Origin of the sequence: Paenibacillus abyssi (assembly GCF_014640295.1) — a bacterium.
Classification (GTDB): domain Bacteria; phylum Bacillota; class Bacilli; order Paenibacillales; family Paenibacillaceae; genus Paenibacillus_D; species Paenibacillus_D abyssi.
Genome location: NZ_BMGR01000018.1, coordinates 99,660 through 118,103, shown reverse-complemented (window position 1 = coordinate 118,103; position 18,444 = coordinate 99,660). Strand labels below are relative to the sequence as shown.

Sequence of the window (18,444 nt, the reverse complement as noted above, 5' to 3'; positions counted from 1 at the left end):
ACTACTCCAATAGTGACATTTTCTCGGACGAGTTAGGGTGACATTTTCTCAGACAATTGACACGGTCTATCTCGCTTACTGTCTATCTCGCTTACCCTTGATACATTTTTGCAATAGCCTGTTAATCCAGATTCGAAAGACCACCGCAATCATAACCGGTACGCGGACAATCTCGACCACGCTGCTCATCGGGAGGATGAACGACTTAATTTTAAAACGTGTTCCTTCTCCTAATTTTATCTCAATATCGATCATACCGCTGAGCTTTTCAATGTGATTGCGAACGATATCCATGCCTACGCCTCGGACTGAAATGTCACTGACCGATGAAGCGGTGGAAAATCCGGGCCGGAAGATCAAATGAATCGACTCCTCTGCGGATCAATGCCTACCCCGTCATTTGCCTCTCACATTCATAGGAAGTCCTTACTCCGGAAGTTCCATTCGGGCATAACAATAGCGCCTTGGAATTAAAGGCGCTCGATAGTACTCGTCTAACTAATATATATAATAAAGCAGCGCATGAGAAACGTTATGGCTCTCCACTCGGCGGGTATATTACCTTCCAGATTCCGATAGTGCATTCTCTTCCAATAGGCAAACATGTTAGTGGAAATTACATTGAAGAAAGACATTGTTTTCATAAATGCTGTTAACTTCCCACCTCTTCCCTTGAGCTTCGAGCACAGGCGGCAATCCTGATTGCCTTTCTCCTCTTTGCTCTGACGAACAAACCTCTAAATAGGTTGCAAAAAATGGTTTTCAATCCTGTCACTTCAACAGCCGTTTTCAATTAATGTTTCCTCGCAGGGGCAAGCTCTTCTTCCGATAAGGATCGGGCAGCACTAGATAACCTTCAAAGTTGTAGAAATCGATCTGATCTTTAGTCAAGCTTCCGCCCTTCAGCTGTTTAACCATCAGTCTCCCCTTCCAATATCGAAAACGCAACAGTAGACTTTCATACTTTGTTTAAAAAAATATTATACGACAAATTTCGCAAGATTTTATTTTTCATGGTTTTTTGCTATAAAAACGTTTAATATGGGGATAAGCAACAATTATGGAGGTTCTATATGTCTAACGTTAGGCCAGACGATCAAACATTTCTTGATCTGCTTTATAAATATTCACCTTTCGGTATTGGAGTACTCTCATTGGATGGAGCCTGGATGAAAGTTAACCCGGCACTCACCGAAATCGTAGGTTATTCGGAAGATGAATTGCTGCAGCTCACCTTTCAGGATATTACGCATCCGGAGGATACAATTCGAATATTAAACCAGTTACATCGTTTATTGAATAGTGATATCCGATCCTTTGAGCTGGAAAAACGCTGCATACAAAAAAGTGGAGACTTTATCTGGACTTCACTCCACATCACCCTCGTGCGCGATGAATCAAACGGAGATCCGATGTACTGTATCGCACAGCTTATTGATATTTCAAAGAATAAAGCGGCGGAACAAAAGCTGCAGGAAACGATAGAACGATATACATCGCTAAAAAGATATAATCATGATGCTATCTTTTCACTTGATTTGGAAGGCAATATTATTCACGGCAATGCAATGGCAGAAAAACTCGTTGGAATCCGAATTACTGAAGCCGTCGGCTCCAACTTTTCGAGTTTTATCAATCTCGATGATATTACGCTGAAAAAATTACTGTCAGAATCAGTTCATGACATTTCGGTTGAAAAAGCGATCGAGAAGATTAACCATAAAGAAGGTTATGCCCTTGAAGTTTTAACAACCATAGCGCCAATTATCATTCACGGTAAGAACGTCGGATTCTATATTATTGCCAAAGACATTACCGAACAGAAAAAAATGCTGGTCGCTAAAGAAGCGGCGGAGAGTACAAACAAAGCTAAAAGTGAATTTCTGGCGATGATGAGCCATGAAATCCGTACTCCGATGAACGGGATCATCGGAATGTCGGATTTATTAGAAACGACAGCGTTGGATGATGAGCAGCGGGAGTACGTTGACATTATCCGTAAAAGCGGAGATTCGCTTCTATCCATTATCAATGACATTTTGGATCTATCCAAAATCGAGGCCGGTAAGACCGAATTATTGGAATCGGCGTTTGATGTTAGAACCTGCATTGAGGAAACGTTTAACGTGTTATACTCCAACGCGAATGAAAAGCATCTGCAGATGTCTTATTATGTGGATCAGGATGTCCCTCATTCCCTGATTGGTGATCCGGGACGACTTAGGCAGGTGTTACTCAATCTGATCGGTAATGCGGTAAAGTTCACAGCGAACGGATTTGTCTCTGTAACCGTTAAAAACCATTCACGTAAAAACGGTAACCCTATACTTGAATTTGTAGTAGAAGACAGCGGGATTGGCATTCCTCCTGATAAAGTACAGTATTTGTTTGAGCCATTTTTTCAGGTAGATAATTTTATGACTCGTAATTATGATGGTACGGGATTAGGATTGCCCATCAGCAAAAAAATCGTCGAACTGTTCGGGGGAACCATTTGGCATGAACCAAAGGGTGGTCCGGGATCAACCTTTAAGTTTACAATGAGTTTAAAAGAAGGAGATCCACTGCAAATTGCGGCACAGATTAAACAGGTTGAGGACAAGCATAACCAGCTCAGCATTCTAATAGGTGAAGATAACTATATTAATCAGCTCGTTTTAAAAACCATACTCGAAAAGCAAGGACATGCCGTGTCCGTAGTAGAAAATGGGGAAGCCGCTGTCCAAGCCGCCCTGCTCGAGCACTACAATATCATCTTTATGGATCTACATATGCCGGTCATGAATGGTTTAGATGCGACAAGAACAATCAAGGAGGCTTTACCTCCTGAAAAATCCCCTGTCATTATTGCTCTGACAGCAAACGCACTAAAAGGGGACCGGGAAAAATGCCTGGCTGCAGGCATGGATGATTATATTAGCAAACCTGTGAAGAAGAACACGATCGTAGAAATCATTGATAAATATTATATGAATCACTTACACGGCATAGAGATCCCGATAACCGAATAAGGCTCAAGGCTGCAATAGGATTTTACCTGCCCCGCAGCCACCGCTAAGCAGCTCTTGAAACGACGAAACACCGGCTGAGAGAGGGCGAATCTCCGTCCACCCTTAATATCCACTTCAGATCGAATTAGTCCGTATACTCCCAATTTACCGATTAAGCCAATCTCGGAAACAGCCCTCCCTTGAGCGCATCTCCAGCATTCAGCCCTAAGCCGTCCGTACAGATGTGTCCTTTCCCATTCCAGGTCGTGCCGTCGGCCATAAATATAATTGCGAGGGCCCGCCGCGGCTTGTCGCTTTGATTGGCGTGGGCATAATGGAACGTCAGTCCGTCGTGGAACGTGCAGCTTCCAGCCTTCATGCGCACCACGACAGCCTTATTACGATCTACGCCGCGGGCTTCTTCATCTAAAAATATATCATTTGGCGTAATAAAATCGATGCTTTTCAGGTTCTTGATCTTCTGCGTCTTGGGCACAAACATCATACAGCCATTATGCTCATCCACATCATCCAACGCGATCCAGACCGAAAATGCGCCCGTCTCCTGCATGGGCCAATATGGCCAATCCTGATGCCAAGGCGTCGGCTTGGAATCGTGCGGCATCTTAAAGAGCGCATGGTCATGGAATAAACGGATCCCGTCATAACCTGTAAGCTGCTTGCCCATATCGGCAAAACGGCTGCCCAGTACGAACCGGGCCATACCGCCGTGTTCTCTCCACGTATTAACCCTTTGGTTCAGCACCTTATAGTATGCTCCGCCCTCCCGGTCAGTCTGCACAGAACGGTTTCCGGCAGTGCTCATCGTTTCATGAAGATAGGTCCGCAGCTCCTCAAGTTCTTCTTCAGAAATCACATCATCCACCTGTACGAAGCCGTTCTCACGATAAAAATCAATTTGCATTTTGGACAAAACCTTCTTATCATTCAACATAGACATGCTCCTCTCAAGATGAAAATTATATCTTCACTATAAGCCTGGGGCCATCTAAACTCTTGGAGGATCTGCGAAAAAAGGCAGACGATCTGCTAAGGAGGAAAATCAATGGTGTCCACATTACAAGGAAAAGCCTATTTCGAGGGAGACAGCTTCCCCTTCTTCATCCAGCGTTATATCATTCAGAAAGACGAGACCATCCCCTCGCATACCCATGATTTTATCGAATTGATCTATGTCGTTAAAGGCAGCGCTTTACACGAAATGGCAGAGCAGCGTTACGCCCTTGCAACCGGAGACGTGTTTGTCATCGAACCGCAAACCTACCACAGTTACATAGGCTCCGATACGGAAGAAACAATCATTTACAACGTTCTATTTGAAAAACAGCTGCTGCAAAAGGAGTTAGGTGGATTACTGGAAATCCCCGCATTTATTCATTTCTTTTACCTCGCGCCGTTTCTGCGGAAAAACGCTTCTTTTGTACCGTACATTTCTCTAACTGTTGAACAACGGCGGCAAATTGAGTCACTACTCCAAAAAATTGACCGTGAATTCCACGAAAAACCGGTCGGGTATCAGCTCATTATTAAGACAAGCTGGATCGAATGCCTCGTATTGCTAAGCCGCTATCACGAAGAACATCAAAACAGCAGCAATCATACGCTACCGAAAGAAGATTGGATGGATTCCATTCTGCATTTCGTTGAGCAGCATCATCGCCAGCCATTGTCATTAGATCAATTAAGCCGCACATGCGGAATGAGCGTTTCATCCTTCACAGCGAAATTCAAAAAAGCAACGGGCAAGAGCTTTATCGATTACAAGCATTCCCTTCAAATCCGCCATGCCTGCGATATGCTGAAAGACCCGCACAACAAGGTTATTCATATCGCACTCAGCTCCGGATTTCAAGATATCAGCTTCTTCAACCGGATCTTCCGCAAGCATATGGGAATGACGCCGGGGCAATTCCGGCAGCAGCAGACGATATAACATAACAGCCAATCATTCGCCGACTGGTCGACGTAACTTTCACACTCTTAGCTTCCACACGCGATGCAGGATAACCGAAGCTTGTGCACGGGTTAACTGGCCGCCCGGCTCAATCTGTCCATTGATGCCATTCACAATGCCGGCCGAGATCAACGCAGCTGCACTTTCTAGTGCATAGGCAGCCACTTCAGGTGCATCGGAGAAGTCATCCAGCGTTCCTTGCGCTTCAATGCCATGACCTGCCGCTTCTAAAGCGTGGACCGTCAGCACCATCATTTCCTGGCGCGTAATCGGTGCCGTCGGACTAAAGCGGTCGCCGCCCGTACCTTGTGTTATACCGAGCTGCTTCGCTATGCGAACCGCATCATAGTAATAGTCGGCTTGTGACACATCGGAGAATGCCGTGCCGCCTTCGCTCTGAAGCTCAAGCGCACGCACGAGCAGCAGCAGGAAATCCGCTCTCTTGATGGTTCCCGAAGGCGCAAATTCGCTGTCGGAGCTTCCCTGTATAACTCCTCGGGAAGCCATGGTCTCAATCGCCGCTTTGGCCCAATCATAAGATTGCAAATCGTCGAACGTTTTGAATACGGAGACAACCGTAAAAGAGCTGAAATGCGTCGTCCTGAAGGTTACGCTTTGCGTTTGGGCGTCCCATCTTGCATTCGGTACCGGCTTTGTATCCCCATTACCATCCACATACCAGATGATAATATGATCCGGGTTAGCCAGCTCTTCAGTCGTAGGCTCGTAAGGGATGGAAACGGCAACTGCGGCATTGGGATGATTCCATTCGATCACTTCGCCAGCGGCAAGCACGTTCAGATTTATCGCCGGGCGATTGCCAATCCTGCTTCTAAGCTCAGTATCGATATGCTCCAGGTTTGCCGCTTCAATCCGGATGGCTACCTGCTGCGCCGATACATCAATATCTGAGAGCATGCTGCTTGGGATATCGATAATGCCCAGCGGCGTTTGTACGGACAATACGAACGGCAGCTCACCGTTTAAGCCCGCTGCCGGGAGTAGAAGCTCGTAAGCGTCTGCCCCTGCTTGCGGCGCAATCTCAACGGTAATGCGCTTCACACCGTCCGCATTCGGCTGTACCTGCTGGAGGGCTAACTCCAGAACGTTGGACGGAACATTCACTATGGCGCGTCCGTTTTGATTCTGGACTGCAATATTGATCATGCCACCCACAGCTGCCGGACCGGGGTTCGATCTAGGATTGCTGCCTGACGTCGGAGCTTGATCGTTAGCAGGCGGAGCTTCCACATCTTCAACCAGCCGCAGCACGCCTAACTTCGAAGTATTCGTGTAGGATTGGCCTGTCGTATCGCTCCAGATCGCGACACTGTCTCTTGAGCCGTTGCCGTCTTGGTCATTATTTACTTGCAGATCGAAGCCAATGATGGTATCGATCGCAGGTGTAATGAAGCCCAGCTTGATTGCCGCTTCGACAATGTAACCTCCGTCAACGATCTTTGTTACCGTCTCAAAGGTTTCGCTGCTTGCATTGCCGCCGTAACTCTGCACATTATTAAAGTTCACGCGGTATTGACCATCATCGCTTTGATAGAAAGTCGTCTTGCCGTTATTCTGATCTACGAAAATTTCAATTGAATCTTCTTCCCATGCATTCGCACTGGCATCGGACAACAGCGGATCGGATACCTCAGCATAGACATAGAGATGGTTTTCGTCCCACATCGTCCAGAATTTCGCTGTGGCACCACTCAAGCCCTGCGCGAATCGGCCTGTAGTCAACTGCTGCGCATCTGTCCATATCGCATCCTTCTCCCCGTCGATTGTCGGCGAGCCTTTGACCGCCTTATCGGCCAACGTTGCATGAACCAGCGTCATTACACCGAGCCCCGCTCTGTCCGAATGCTGTGCGTTACGCATATCGCTCCAAGACGTTACGCCGCTTGTATCCGCATCTGTGACGCGAATATCAAACTCCAACTGATCGCCGAGCAGAGCTGCTGTTTGAAGCGGTACGGCAACTTCGACAATATAGCCGCCATCAACTTCAGTCACGACTTTACTTTCACCATTCAACGAATGCCCGCCGGTACGGGCAAATTGAGCTTGGATATACGAGTCCCTGCGCCCGGCAAAGATCTCGACTTTGTCTTGTGCGGAAATCGTGCTGTCATCGACCTTCGCCCAGATGTAAGCATGATTCTCATCCCACAGCGTCTTGAAGGTTGCCATCAAACCGCCTTTTGTTTCCGTTTGAAGGGACGGAACCGTGCTCCATACGATATCCGCTTTTCCGTCTACAATAGGCTGACCGTATGGGGATTCCGCCAGCTTAGCTGTGATCGGAAGCTGCGATGGATCTGCCATCCCCCAATAAGCCGGCTTCGCCTGAAACTGCTTGTCAAACGGGAATGGAGCATCTTGTCTTGTAATCGGACGATTGTGAAGCCATGAATGGTCGTCTGCAATCCCCCATAACGTGACATTGCTGATGTAATTCCCTTCCTCATCCAACCGTTTCAATTCCTCGAACAATTCTTTGTAGCGATACCCTTGTTTCAAAAGCAGCTCTTGAGGAACGACTTCATGGGCGTCGCTGTTGTTGGAATAAACCGAAATGTCGAGCTCTGTAATTTGGTTGTCCAGTCCAACCTCTCCGAATTTGCGGATCGATTCGGAAATGAGCGCGATGGAAGGATTCGAGATGTTGATATGCGTTTGGTGACCTACTCCATCAATCGGAACGCCTTCCGCTCTTAGCTGCTGAACAAGATCAAACAGGAAATCGCGTTTTCTCGGATTATGAGTGCTGTAATCATTGATGTAAAGCTTTCCGTCCGGGTCAACCTCCCGGGTAACGCGGAACGCTGTCCGAATGAAATCCAGGCCTGTGAGCTGATACCATCTGCTGTCGCGCATGCCGTTTGGCTGGCTTTCATCGATCACCTCGTTCACAACATCCCATGCGTCTACTTTATCTTTATAACGGCCAACCACCTCGCGAAGGTAAGCTTCAAGACGTGCAAGAACGAGCTCCTTGTTCTCCGGCGTAGGATCCAAATAATTGCCCTGCTCGTCCTGGAACATCCACTCCGCGGCTTGAGAATGCCAGACGAGTGTATGGAAGCGGAAGTACATGTTGTTATCATGAGCGAAATTAATTAATTGGTCTGCGGTTGCCCATTGATAATTGCCCGGATTAGGCTGAAGGTACGCGGGCTTCATCGCATTTTCCGCTACCAGGGCGTTGTAATGATAATCAAGCATTTCTTTGTGCTTTCCGCTCAGCTGGTACGCTTCAACCGCCGCGCCGATCGTGAAGTAATTTTCATAGACTTCTCTCAGCTTTGGTATGTCGGTCTGAATCGGCAGCCCTTCTGCCGGAGGTGCCAAGGATTCGATGCCGACGTCATCAATGTAGTAAGCATCCGTTGCCTTCTCGCTCTCGATATATAAGCCCAGTAAGGTTGCGTCAGTATTCAGCGTGAAATTGCCTTTCAACTGAAACCAATCCGTATGCCCGATCGGAGCGGAAGCAATCGTCGTCCAGGATTTCGCCCCGTTGACATCGACCTCCATGGACAGTTTGACCGAGCTCGGAGTGGCAGGAGCGTCGACAAATTTGACATAGGCGGATATTTCATAGCTTGCGCCCTTCGCAATTTTGCCTGTCACATCCACGTTCGGGCCATGCCATTCAACGATTCGATTAGTCGTTTTCAAGCTGTATTGGCCGGAATTCGCCGCTTCTAAAGACGGCTCCACGATTTCAGTGCCATTTCGTCCAGACCAGCCTTGCGTTGTATTGTCTTCGAAATCATATACAAAAGTCGAGGGCTCCACGACAACCTGACCCGGCGCTGTAATGGTCAGTTTGACATCGTCAATGAGATAAACAGCCGCAGGAGCTTGCTTCGCATAAACGTACAAGTAACCGTTTGCCGCATCCGCAGAGTAAGTAAATTGGCCGGAAAGCTTCGTCCAACCGTTGCTTGCCACTTCGGCAGGGGTGCTGATATCCGTTTCCGTATTGCTGCCGTTTTTCGTTTCCGTCAAGGCCAGATGCATCGGTGTAGAGCTTTCCCCGTCAGCAAGCCTCGCATAGAGCTCGACCTCATAAGAAGCTCCCTTCTCCAGCAGGCCGGTCATCTCCACTCTCGCCATGTGCCAATCCTGCGATCTACCCGTCATTTTCAGACTGTGGGTGCCGGTATGCGCCGCTTCGTCTGTCAGCATAACCTGACCCGCTCCGCCTCGAACCGTCCAATTGTGATAATTGTTATTCTCAAAGCCATGCTCTGCAATAACTTTCGGATAATCCGGCGCCGGTTCTTGAGGCTGAGGAGGAGGCGTAATGAGCTTGATCGTAAAATCATCCAGAACAAACTGACTCGTCGCATCGCTGCTCTCCAAGTAAAGCGTCAATCCGGTTGCATAGGAATTATACGTATAATTCCCCTTGAGCTCTACCCATTCCGTATCCGTTACCGCTGCAGGATTATTGACCTGCTTGTACTGATCGCTTCCTGTCAGACCGGTTTGTTCGACCGAAAATTTCAGATCGCTTGCGGGTTGGCTCGCTGCAAGCTTCACGTAACCTGATATTTCATAGGTCACTCCCGGTTGAAGAAGCGATGTCACGTTCAAGCTCGGACCATGCCAACCTGCTGTCCTACCTGTCGTTAACAATGCGCCGTTTCCGGTACGAGACGTTTCCTTGGTGATACTCGTTTGAGCAGCGCCGCGGTTCCCCCATCCCTGTTTGTCATCGCTTTCAAAACCATGTGAAATAATCGTATCCCCTGGCATTGGCTCAGCGGCATGTGCGTTTTGAATGCCGATTCCTTGCGGAATAATCAATGCCGCGATGAGAAGTGCCGCTACGAATGACTTAAGCCTTTTTCTCACTGAGTGCATCCTCCTTCAGAAATTGTGACTTCTTTCATTTCGTAAACGCTTTCAATAAGACTCGATTGCTGTAACCCTCCTTTCGTTCCCTTTCAGCATAGCGCTCAGTCCGGCTCGGGAGTACCCAAGAAAATATAGGATGTACTGAACTAATTTAAGATATTTTTCCAACAAAAAAAACCAAAGCAAGCAGCGCCATATCCCAAGAGCGGCTATTAGATAGTCACCAAGGGAATTCAAGCGATGAACTGGCTTCGGCCTAGTTAGTCTGTCTCTTATTTTCATTGGTTATTCACACGCGGATCTTTAAAATTATCAAACCGATCCCGAGCGTGACTGGAAAACTCAATGACTACAGCACCTTCTTCTCCAGCTTGAAACCAATGGTACTTGTTGTCTTCGATCGTGCATTGATCACCGGGTTTTAGTTCAATTTGGCGGAACGCTGAGAAATATAATTGATCCTCCGAAGCAATATGGGCTGCAATACGGCTGCTGGGCTTTCCTTCTGTATAGGCCCAAACCTTACCCCAAACGACACGGAAGGTTTCTACCTTGCCCGGATCCTCTCCAATCGGCGGATGCATGTGCTCGGGGATGGTTTGTCCCGGGAGAAAAATGAGTTGGCGCGCACAATACCGTTCAAAATTAATATATTCGACGAGTTGGACACCATATCGGGCTATATTCCGCAAACCAAAATCCAAAACTCTCAGTCCCGCCCTTTCGCCCTTGCTAAGGGGAATATGCGCCTTGTCTAATAATTCTAAAGCTTGTTGATACGCCTCATCAACGGAAAGCACTTTAGACATGTTTACCTCCCCCTCGTATTAACGTACGGCAATGGAAGTGAATTTCCGGATATGCTCTGTGATCGCTCTTTCCACTGGAAGCCGTTCAGCACTTGATGCCCCGTAGAAACCGTGTATACCAACGGTATGCTTCAAGATGAATTCTGCATCCTCAGGCTCTGCAATAGGTCCGCCGTGACAAATGACAATAACATCCGGATTAACGGCCTTTGCCCCGTCACTTATATCTTGTACAATTCGTGCAGATTCTTGAAGCGTGAGGGTGGTGTGAGCTCCGATCGATCCGCTGCTTGTCGTCCCGACATGGGCTACGATAATGTCAGCACCCGCTTCGGCCATTTTACGTGCCTCGTCACGAGTAAAACAATAAGGAGTAGTCAGCAGATTCATTTCATTTGCAAGACGAATCATTTCTACCTCCTGATCGTAGCTGATCCCTGTCTCCTCAAGGTTTGCACGAAATTTTCCATCATATAATCCTACTGTAGGGAAGTTTTGCACACCGGAGAAACCCGCTTCCTTCACCTGTTTCAGAAAGCTAGGCATATAGCGAAATGGATCCGTACCGCACACCCCTGCTAATACAGGTGTATGTTTGACGACGGGTAAAATCTCACCGGCCATCTCCATGACAATCGCATTCGCATCACCATACGGCATTAGACCGCACATGGAGCCTCTGCCTGCCATCCGAAAACGCCCGGAATTATAGATGATGATTAGATCTGTCCCGCCCTCTTCCTCAAATTTAGCACTGATTCCGGTTCCGGCACCCGTTCCTATTATCGGCCGGCCTTCTTGAATACGACTTCTTAAACGCTCTAATATCTCACTGCGTGGAATCGCCATTTTCTCTCTCCTTATTCAGTATCATAGAGTATTTTGGGATCAATAGATCTAAAAGCACTTCTACCGCTTTGTCAGCAAACGTTGGGTGGTTTATTGCCTCATTGATTTCGATGATTTCAATATGAGGCAACAGCATATCCTTCAATGTATCGAACAATACTTTATCGGCTGTTCGGTCACAGAACGGCTGACCATCTTCGTCCAAAAGCGATAGTCCCTGGAGCGGCAACAGAACCTTCACCGGTCCCTTTGCTGCATTGAGCCGAAGGGCAATCTGTTCTCCGATCATCCGATTCTCATGACGATTTGTTCTCATCAACGTATTCGAGGGATTCCATGAATAAAAGTTTCTGCCTGCCTTGTTATAGTGCTGCGGAACACTCAAGCGAGGACCGAAGTTAACCATATCCAAACATCCCGGTGCTATGACCTGAGGAATACCCATGCGGGCAGCGGCTGTCAATCGCGTTTCCCCGGCGCTCATCATTCCTCCGCAAATTTCATCTGCTAATTCTGTCGTGGTGAGATCCAGAACTGCATCCACATATCCCTCCTCGATGAGTGCTTCCATCATTTTGCCCCCTGCTCCAGTCGCATGGAAAACAAGCACCTCACATCCAAGTTTTCTCAATTGATGCATACATCTTTGTACACAGGGCGTTGTGTTTCCGAACATTGTAGCCGCTATGACTGGTGCATCTTTTTGGCTAAAAGGAATGATCTCCGTATCTAACATGCCGCATAATGCACCTGCCGCATGCGAAATCGTAAAACGTGATAAATGATTGATACCCGCAATATCCACAAGCGAGGGAAACATGACAATGTCTTTTGTGCCTACATAAGCGGAAACGTCACCGGAGGCGAGCGTTGAGACGCACACTTTAGGTATGCCCAGAGGTAATGCCCGCATCGCCGAGGTTGCAATAGAAGTCCCTCCACCACCACCCATTCCTATGATCCCTTGAAATCGGCCGGCGTTGAATAGTGACAGAATGATAGAAGCGGCCCCTTGACACATCACTTTCATCGCATGACTTCGATTCTGATCTCTACGCAATTCAAAAAGGCTGCTTCCTCCAGCCTCAGCAATTACATCCGCATCGATATCGACCTGAATCTTCTTGGATGACGACATCACACCTACATTAACCGTAAGGACATTTTTACCCCGTAGACGAAGCTGATTATGGAGGTACATGAATTCATTCTCTTTCGTATCTAACGTGCCAATCATCAGAATCGTGGCCGTCACGTTCCGCCCCCTTCTTTTGACTTTCAATCATCGTTTTCATTATCCTTTTAGCCCTGTTAGCGTAATGCCTTCAATGAAATATTTTTGTCCAATTAGAAAAACCAGTACCGTTGGAAGAATGACAACAGTTGAAGCAGCCATCATGTAATTCCACTGGGCATTGAATTGCCCTTTGAATTGCTGCAGTCCAATTGCCAACGTGTAATTTTTCTCTGAATTCAAATAAATAATAGGAGATAAAAAATCATTCCAATGGTGCAAGAACGCAAAGAGAGCGACCACAATAAGCGCCGGCTTAATCAAAGGCAGCAGAATCGATGTATATATGCGAAACAAACCCGCCCCGTCAATAAGGGCCGCTTCATCCAATTCCTTCGGAATCGTCTTAAAAAACTGCCTTAACAAAAAAATATTAAAAGCGCCGCCCCCGAACCACGAAGGTAAAATCAGGGGGATGAAGGTATTGATGGCTCCGACCGTTCTCCAGCCCAGAAACGTTGGGATGAGTGTAGCCGCACCCGGAAGCATCATGCTTGTCAGGATGAGCGCAAACATCTTGTCACGGCCCGGCCAATTCAATCTGGCAAAGCTGTAAGCGCAAAGGCTGCTCGTTAGCACAGTACCCAGTACACTGAGGGAAACGATTGTCAACGTGTTGAGAAAATAGGTGTGAAAAGGAAACATGGTCAAGGCATCGTGATAGTTGCTCAATTGAATCGGCGAAGGGAACCAAATCGGCGGCATCACGAAAATTTGATCCAATGTCATTAGCGAGCTTCTAAACATCCAATAAAAAGGGGTCAAACAAACCAAACAACCGAACGCCAAAAATAAATACACCAGCGTCTTGGATCCGCGCTCTACGAATGCACTCATTTGTTCCCCTCACCTTCATAGTAAACCCACATCCGGGAAGTTTTAAAAATCACAAATGTGAAGACCAGAATAATGATAAAAAGAAACCATGCCACCGTACTGGCATAAGCCATATTGGACAATTGAAATGCTTCGCGATAGAGATAAAAAACAATGAACAAACTAGAGTTGTTCGGACCGCCCTGGGTCATGATATAAGCCTCCGCAAAAATCTGAAACCCTCCAACAAAACCGAGTACCAGATTAAAAAAAATAGTCGGAGACATCAGTGGAACAGTAATATAAAGCAGCTTATGAAGCTTGTTACCACCGTCAACTTCGAGCGCTTCATAAAGATGATTCGGAATGCCCTGCAGTCCCGCAAGAAAAATGATCATGGTATTGCCCGTCACCCACAGCCCCATCAGTACAAGGGAAGGAATAACGGTTTCCGAGGAGTAAATCCACATGCTTGTGGGAAGCCCCAGTGTCTTAAGCACGTTATTGAGCAGTCCCAAGTCAGGATCGAGAATCCAGATCCAGATCATGGAAGAAGCAAATACGGGCACAATTGTCGGTAAATAAAAGACTGTACGAAAGAATGCCCGCCCCTTTATTTGTTGATTCATCAAAAGGGCCACGCAAAAAGCGAACAAAATATTGAGAGGTACACTCATAAATACATACTGAAACGTTGTGGATAACGATTTGTAAAATAAACCATCACTGCCCCGAAACAGCTGGACGTAATTATCCAGACCGATGAATTTAATCGGGTTGATCAGTTTTAAATCGGTAAAGGTCAAAACAAAGCTTGCCAGCATGGGACCCAATGTAAAAATGAAAAAACCCAATATGGCGGGCAAAGCAAATAGAATTCCCATCCACATTTCTCTGGTCATCCTTTTGGACGAACCTCTATATCGTTTCCCTGAAACCGGGTGTGCTTGTTCCATGACCCATCATCCTTTCGCAAAATCCAGGGTAGGCGGATCGAGTCCGCTTACCCTGGCAACGCTTTCAATCATTCCGTTATAACGGTCGAATTAACGCGACCATTTATATTCACCTATCATCAATTCTTCTACCCTCGGCTTAATTTCGTTCATCGCATCCTGGGCGGATTTGTTGCCAAGCCAAACTTCTTCAAGCGCTGGAGTGACAATCGTATCAATCTTGCTATAGTTTTTCAGCAGATCAGCAGGTCCCGGCTTGGTGTTCTCATCGAATAACGGCTTGATCATCACATCCACGTATCCGTCCGGATGTTTATCATTGACAGCCCATTGACTAAGCTTTTGCTCATCCGTAAGCCAATCCTTGAGCACGGGAATGGAGAGGCCATCCGCATAAATACCAACGGAAGCGGCTGGATCGGCAGCAAATTTGTAAAACTTCCATGCTTCCTCGATATTCTTTGTAGAGTTAAATATCACCACCGGTGAAGCAAGTATAACCGCCGCGTTTTCTTTCATTTTCGGATAAAGTCCATACCCGAATTTCGCACCCGCAGCACTTAGATCAAGCGTCAACCAATTTCCACCGAATGCCATTGCCGCTTTTCCGGATTGCAATGACGTTGCCAGGTTCGGAAGACTTTTCAATTGAACAGGGCTAGGCGCTACATGATGCACATTAATTAAATCCGCCATCTGCTGAATGACCTCATAGGCTTCCGGCTCTGAAAGTCCAAATTTAGTTCCGTCTTCGGTCGCATAACCTCCGCCGTTGGACAGAACAAGCGGCAGATAGTTCGCCCACCATGTTTCAAACATCAAGCCATATTGCTTAATTTTGGTGTGATCGAAATCGGGGTCAAGTGCAGTTTTACCATTTTGGTCAACTGTTAATTTTTTGGCCAACTCAACAAATTCGTCCCAATTCATCGTTTCTTCCGGATTTCGAGGGAGCGGCGGAATGCCTGCCTTCTCAAAAACGTCTGTATTGTAATACATGCCCATAGCACCGATTCCGATCCTTCTGCCGAGCGCTTTCCCCGGCTCCCATTCATACCATACATTCGGTGCATAGTTATCAAGATTAAAGTCCGGATCGACATCAAGTTGTTCGAACACATTGTACAACTTTCCCTGCTCAGCCAACTCGTAAGCTTGACCTTCTGACATATAAGCCAGGTCAGGCTCATCGTTTCCAGCAACCATTGTCGCCACTTTCGTTGCATAATCATTGTTCGGTACATGAATGACTTCGATGGTAACGTGAGGATTCATCTCCATATATTTTTTGGAGTAATCTTCGACAGCTTTTTTCTCATTCGGACTTCCCCACACCATATATCGCAGTTTAACCGATTCTTTCTCAGCATCCGCGGACTTATTATCTTGCGAGTTTTGGCCGCCCGTACTGCCCGCGTTTTGGGGGCTCGACCCTGAGTTAGATGCAGAATTACTGCAAGCCATTAAACCGGTAAGCAAAAAAACAGCAAGTACTATAGAACACATTTTGGACAGACTCATTTTATCCAACCCCTCAGTTAAGAATGGTTACGCTACTTGAGACTGTACTCGAAGTTTGGGATGATAACTTCCTTACCGCCATTCATCGCCGATTCATGTGCACAAATGCCAGCTGCTGTCCAGATCGCCGCTTTCACCTCATCAACATGCGGCGGTCTTTCTTCAATGATGCTTCTTACGAATTCATGCACCAGGTGCGGATGAGAACCACCATGCCCGCCGCCTTGTAAAAACGAGAGATGCGGATTGCTCTCGTCGTATACTCCGCGCGTTGTAAATCTTTGAATCTCTTTCGGCAGGCTTTCCGGACGGTCAGGGATTTCTACGCGCTCCCATGATATCGGACGTCCCCTGTCCTTCGTTAATTCACCCATACGCATGATAATCGGCTTCTCTTCTTCGATCTGCTGCCATTCGAAGGTGGCCTTCTCACCGTACACATTAAAACATTCCGAGTAAGCTCTTGCAGTATGGAACATTGTCCGTGTGAGTTCGACAGCAACATCAGAATCCTCCAATTGGTAGATCGCAGTTTCAACCGGAAACGGATTGCCGTATTGCTGAACAAGCTCATCACGCATCGTACCCGAACCGAAGCAGTGTACTTTGACAGGACGCTTGTTGATTAAATCCAATACAGGACCGAGCGCATGTGTGGGATGCATTAGAGGCGGGAAACCTTTCCAATAGTCAGGCCATCCGTCCATATCTTGATAATGAGCGCAGCGCAGGAATTGGATTTTCCCCAGTTCACCCTTTTCATACATATCTTTTACAAACAGAAATTCACGGGAGTAGACTGCTGTTTCCATCATCATGTAATTCTTCCCGGATTCCTGTTTTGCCGCTAATACTTCGTTCAATTCTTCAAGAGAGAGCCCCATTGGAATGGTACAAGCGCAGTGTTTGCCTGACTTCAACACAGCAACCGAGTGTTTTCCATGATAGGTGACCGGTGTAACGAGGTGGACCGCATCATATTCGTCTGAAGCCAAAATATCTTCCATATCGGTGTATCTGCGTTCCACCTGGAATTTGTCGCCTATCTCGTTCAATGTTTTGGGATCGCTGTCGCAAATCGCTAAATACTCCACATTAGGATGGTGAAGATAGATGGGAACGAACTCTGCTCCGAATCTTAGCCCTACTAAAGCTATTCTTATTTTTTTATTTTGCATGGAGATCATCTTCTTTCTATTTGTATTAGTTCCGGTTAGCTACCCACTTTGAAGCATTGGAATGAAATCATTCAATCGAAATGTAAGGGCTTACTAAAAATCTTTTTTCAACCTCCTTTTTTATAATTCTCAAAGTGTCTGTGACTCACAGATGTAATTTTATGATATCAAACCGTTAATCGAAAACAATGCAATAACAGAACCATATATGTAAAAAACGGATGTCTTTATTAAAAATATCTTTTCAAATAAGTTCTGATTGCTTGTAAATAAGCATTCTAGTAACATGAACATTAAAGTATTATTAAAAATAAGGATGATAGATGATGAATAAAGTCGACAATGAGGTTCCATGGTTTAGGTTAAAAAGCGATGCTGAAATCGAAATGATCGGCCGTATATCGGCACATAATAAACATCCAAACCGGATACTTCCCTGCTGGGTTTTAGGGATCGTTCATGCCGGAGAGCGAACCGTAAAAGTCGGCAAACATAAGGGTCGTTTAACGATCGGGGAATATTTCCTGCTCCCTCCTAACACTTTCCACAGCGGAATTGAGGAAGATCTGCACGATGTGTCTTTCATTCACTTTCAAATGCGTGGGGAAGCGATGGAAATCCCCCAGCAGATCGACTCCAGCATGATCTCACTCCCAATTTACGGGAAGCTTCCGAAAGATAGCGACATCTATAAAACCTTTCAATACGTACACGATCAGTATCGCTCCGAGCTTGTGGGCAATCACTTTCTTAATATTCAGCTTCAAGCTATTCTCTATCAATTGAGCTTTTATATGCAGAAGAGACGAATACTAAACAAACGAAACAACAAGCTCGGAGATGATCTATTTCAGTTTGTTCTTTCCAATCTTACGGAAGAGCTTACAGCAGAAGTGTTTGAGCGGAGGTTTGGTTTGAGTTACAGGCAGTTGAATATCATTTTCAAAAGGCAGTTCAATACAACGATTAAGCAGAAGGTCATAGAGCTTCGCGTCGATCAAGCCTTCAATATGCTGATGTTAGGAGAAAGCATTGCTGTGGCAGCGGAGAAATCCGGTTTTAAAGACTACTTTTACTTTCTGAAATGCTTTAAAAAAATTAAATCTTTCACACCGAAAGATATGAAAAAAAACTTTTTTAGGCAGCAATAAAGAGATCGAAGAATTCGTTCTCCGATCTCTTTA

At 46.4% G+C, this 18,444-nt stretch carries 13 protein-coding genes and 1 pseudogene; 3 read left to right on the top strand and 11 right to left on the bottom strand.

Going from position 1 to position 18,444, the window contains the following annotated elements; genetic code table 11:
* Positions 1-159 precede the first annotated feature (159 nt).
* Together IEW11_RS22115 and IEW11_RS25175 are read right to left on the bottom strand one after the other, a co-directional pair.
* Positions 160-381: pseudogene (locus IEW11_RS22115) on the bottom strand (ATP-binding protein); the annotation flags it as partial.
* A 408-nt stretch (positions 382-789) separates the two neighbouring features.
* Complete coding sequence (locus tag IEW11_RS25175; RefSeq protein WP_268237433.1) at positions 790-918, bottom strand: hypothetical protein; 129 nt, start codon at positions 916-918, stop codon at positions 790-792.
* Between the two features lie 155 nt (positions 919-1,073).
* On the opposite strand from IEW11_RS25175, the gene IEW11_RS22110 reads away from it, so the two are divergent.
* Positions 1,074-3,011 carry a PAS domain S-box protein gene (locus tag IEW11_RS22110; protein ID WP_188533254.1) on the top strand — a complete coding sequence of 646 codons (1,938 nt, stop codon included), beginning with the start codon at positions 1,074-1,076 and terminating at the stop codon, positions 3,009-3,011.
* A 151-nt stretch (positions 3,012-3,162) separates the two neighbouring features.
* Here the strand turns inward: IEW11_RS22110 and IEW11_RS22105 are convergent, their stop codons facing one another.
* On the bottom strand, positions 3,163-3,945 hold the full coding sequence (locus IEW11_RS22105) for a phytanoyl-CoA dioxygenase family protein (RefSeq protein ID WP_188533253.1): 783 nt from the start codon (positions 3,943-3,945) through the stop codon (positions 3,163-3,165).
* A gap of 111 nt (positions 3,946-4,056) precedes the next feature.
* On the opposite strand from IEW11_RS22105, the gene IEW11_RS22100 reads away from it, so the two are divergent.
* On the top strand, positions 4,057-4,944 hold the full coding sequence (locus tag IEW11_RS22100) for an AraC family transcriptional regulator (RefSeq protein ID WP_188533252.1): 888 nt from the start codon (positions 4,057-4,059) through the stop codon (positions 4,942-4,944).
* 39 nt (positions 4,945-4,983) lie between these two features.
* Here the strand turns inward: IEW11_RS22100 and IEW11_RS22095 are convergent, their stop codons facing one another.
* The 8 genes from IEW11_RS22095 to IEW11_RS22060 all read right to left on the bottom strand — a co-directional run bounded on the left by IEW11_RS22095 (position 4,984) and on the right by IEW11_RS22060 (position 17,260).
* A complete protein-coding gene (locus tag IEW11_RS22095; RefSeq protein WP_188533251.1) occupies positions 4,984-9,834 on the bottom strand; it encodes an endo-1,4-beta-xylanase in 4,851 nt (1,616 codons plus the stop codon).
* Between the two features lie 281 nt (positions 9,835-10,115).
* Positions 10,116-10,646 carry a D-lyxose/D-mannose family sugar isomerase gene (locus IEW11_RS22090; protein WP_188533250.1) on the bottom strand — a complete coding sequence of 177 codons (531 nt, stop codon included), beginning with the start codon at positions 10,644-10,646 and terminating at the stop codon, positions 10,116-10,118.
* Between the two features lie 18 nt (positions 10,647-10,664).
* Positions 10,665-11,495, bottom strand: coding sequence for a phosphoenolpyruvate hydrolase family protein (locus IEW11_RS22085; RefSeq protein ID WP_188533249.1), 831 nt, complete (start codon positions 11,493-11,495; stop codon positions 10,665-10,667).
* Positions 11,476-12,750 carry a Tm-1-like ATP-binding domain-containing protein gene (locus IEW11_RS22080; RefSeq protein ID WP_188533248.1) on the bottom strand — a complete coding sequence of 425 codons (1,275 nt, stop codon included), beginning with the start codon at positions 12,748-12,750 and terminating at the stop codon, positions 11,476-11,478. The genes IEW11_RS22085 and IEW11_RS22080 overlap by 20 nt, the downstream gene beginning before the upstream one ends.
* A 39-nt stretch (positions 12,751-12,789) precedes the next feature.
* Complete coding sequence (locus IEW11_RS22075; RefSeq protein WP_188533247.1) at positions 12,790-13,626, bottom strand: carbohydrate ABC transporter permease; 837 nt, start codon at positions 13,624-13,626, stop codon at positions 12,790-12,792.
* A complete protein-coding gene (locus IEW11_RS22070) occupies positions 13,623-14,561 on the bottom strand; it encodes a carbohydrate ABC transporter permease (RefSeq protein ID WP_229725556.1) in 939 nt (312 codons plus the stop codon). The genes IEW11_RS22075 and IEW11_RS22070 overlap by 4 nt, the downstream gene beginning before the upstream one ends.
* 90 nt (positions 14,562-14,651) lie before the next feature.
* Positions 14,652-16,082, bottom strand: coding sequence for an ABC transporter substrate-binding protein (locus tag IEW11_RS22065; protein ID WP_188533246.1), 1,431 nt, complete (start codon positions 16,080-16,082; stop codon positions 14,652-14,654).
* A 32-nt stretch (positions 16,083-16,114) separates the two neighbouring features.
* Positions 16,115-17,260 (bottom strand): Gfo/Idh/MocA family protein, encoded by a 1,146-nt coding sequence (locus IEW11_RS22060; RefSeq protein ID WP_188533245.1) that lies wholly within the window; start codon positions 17,258-17,260, stop codon positions 16,115-16,117.
* Between the two features lie 326 nt (positions 17,261-17,586).
* Between IEW11_RS22060 and IEW11_RS22055 the strand changes: the two genes are divergently transcribed.
* Positions 17,587-18,411 (top strand): AraC family transcriptional regulator, encoded by an 825-nt coding sequence (locus IEW11_RS22055; RefSeq protein WP_188533244.1) that lies wholly within the window; start codon positions 17,587-17,589, stop codon positions 18,409-18,411.
* Positions 18,412-18,444: the final 33 nt, after the last annotated feature.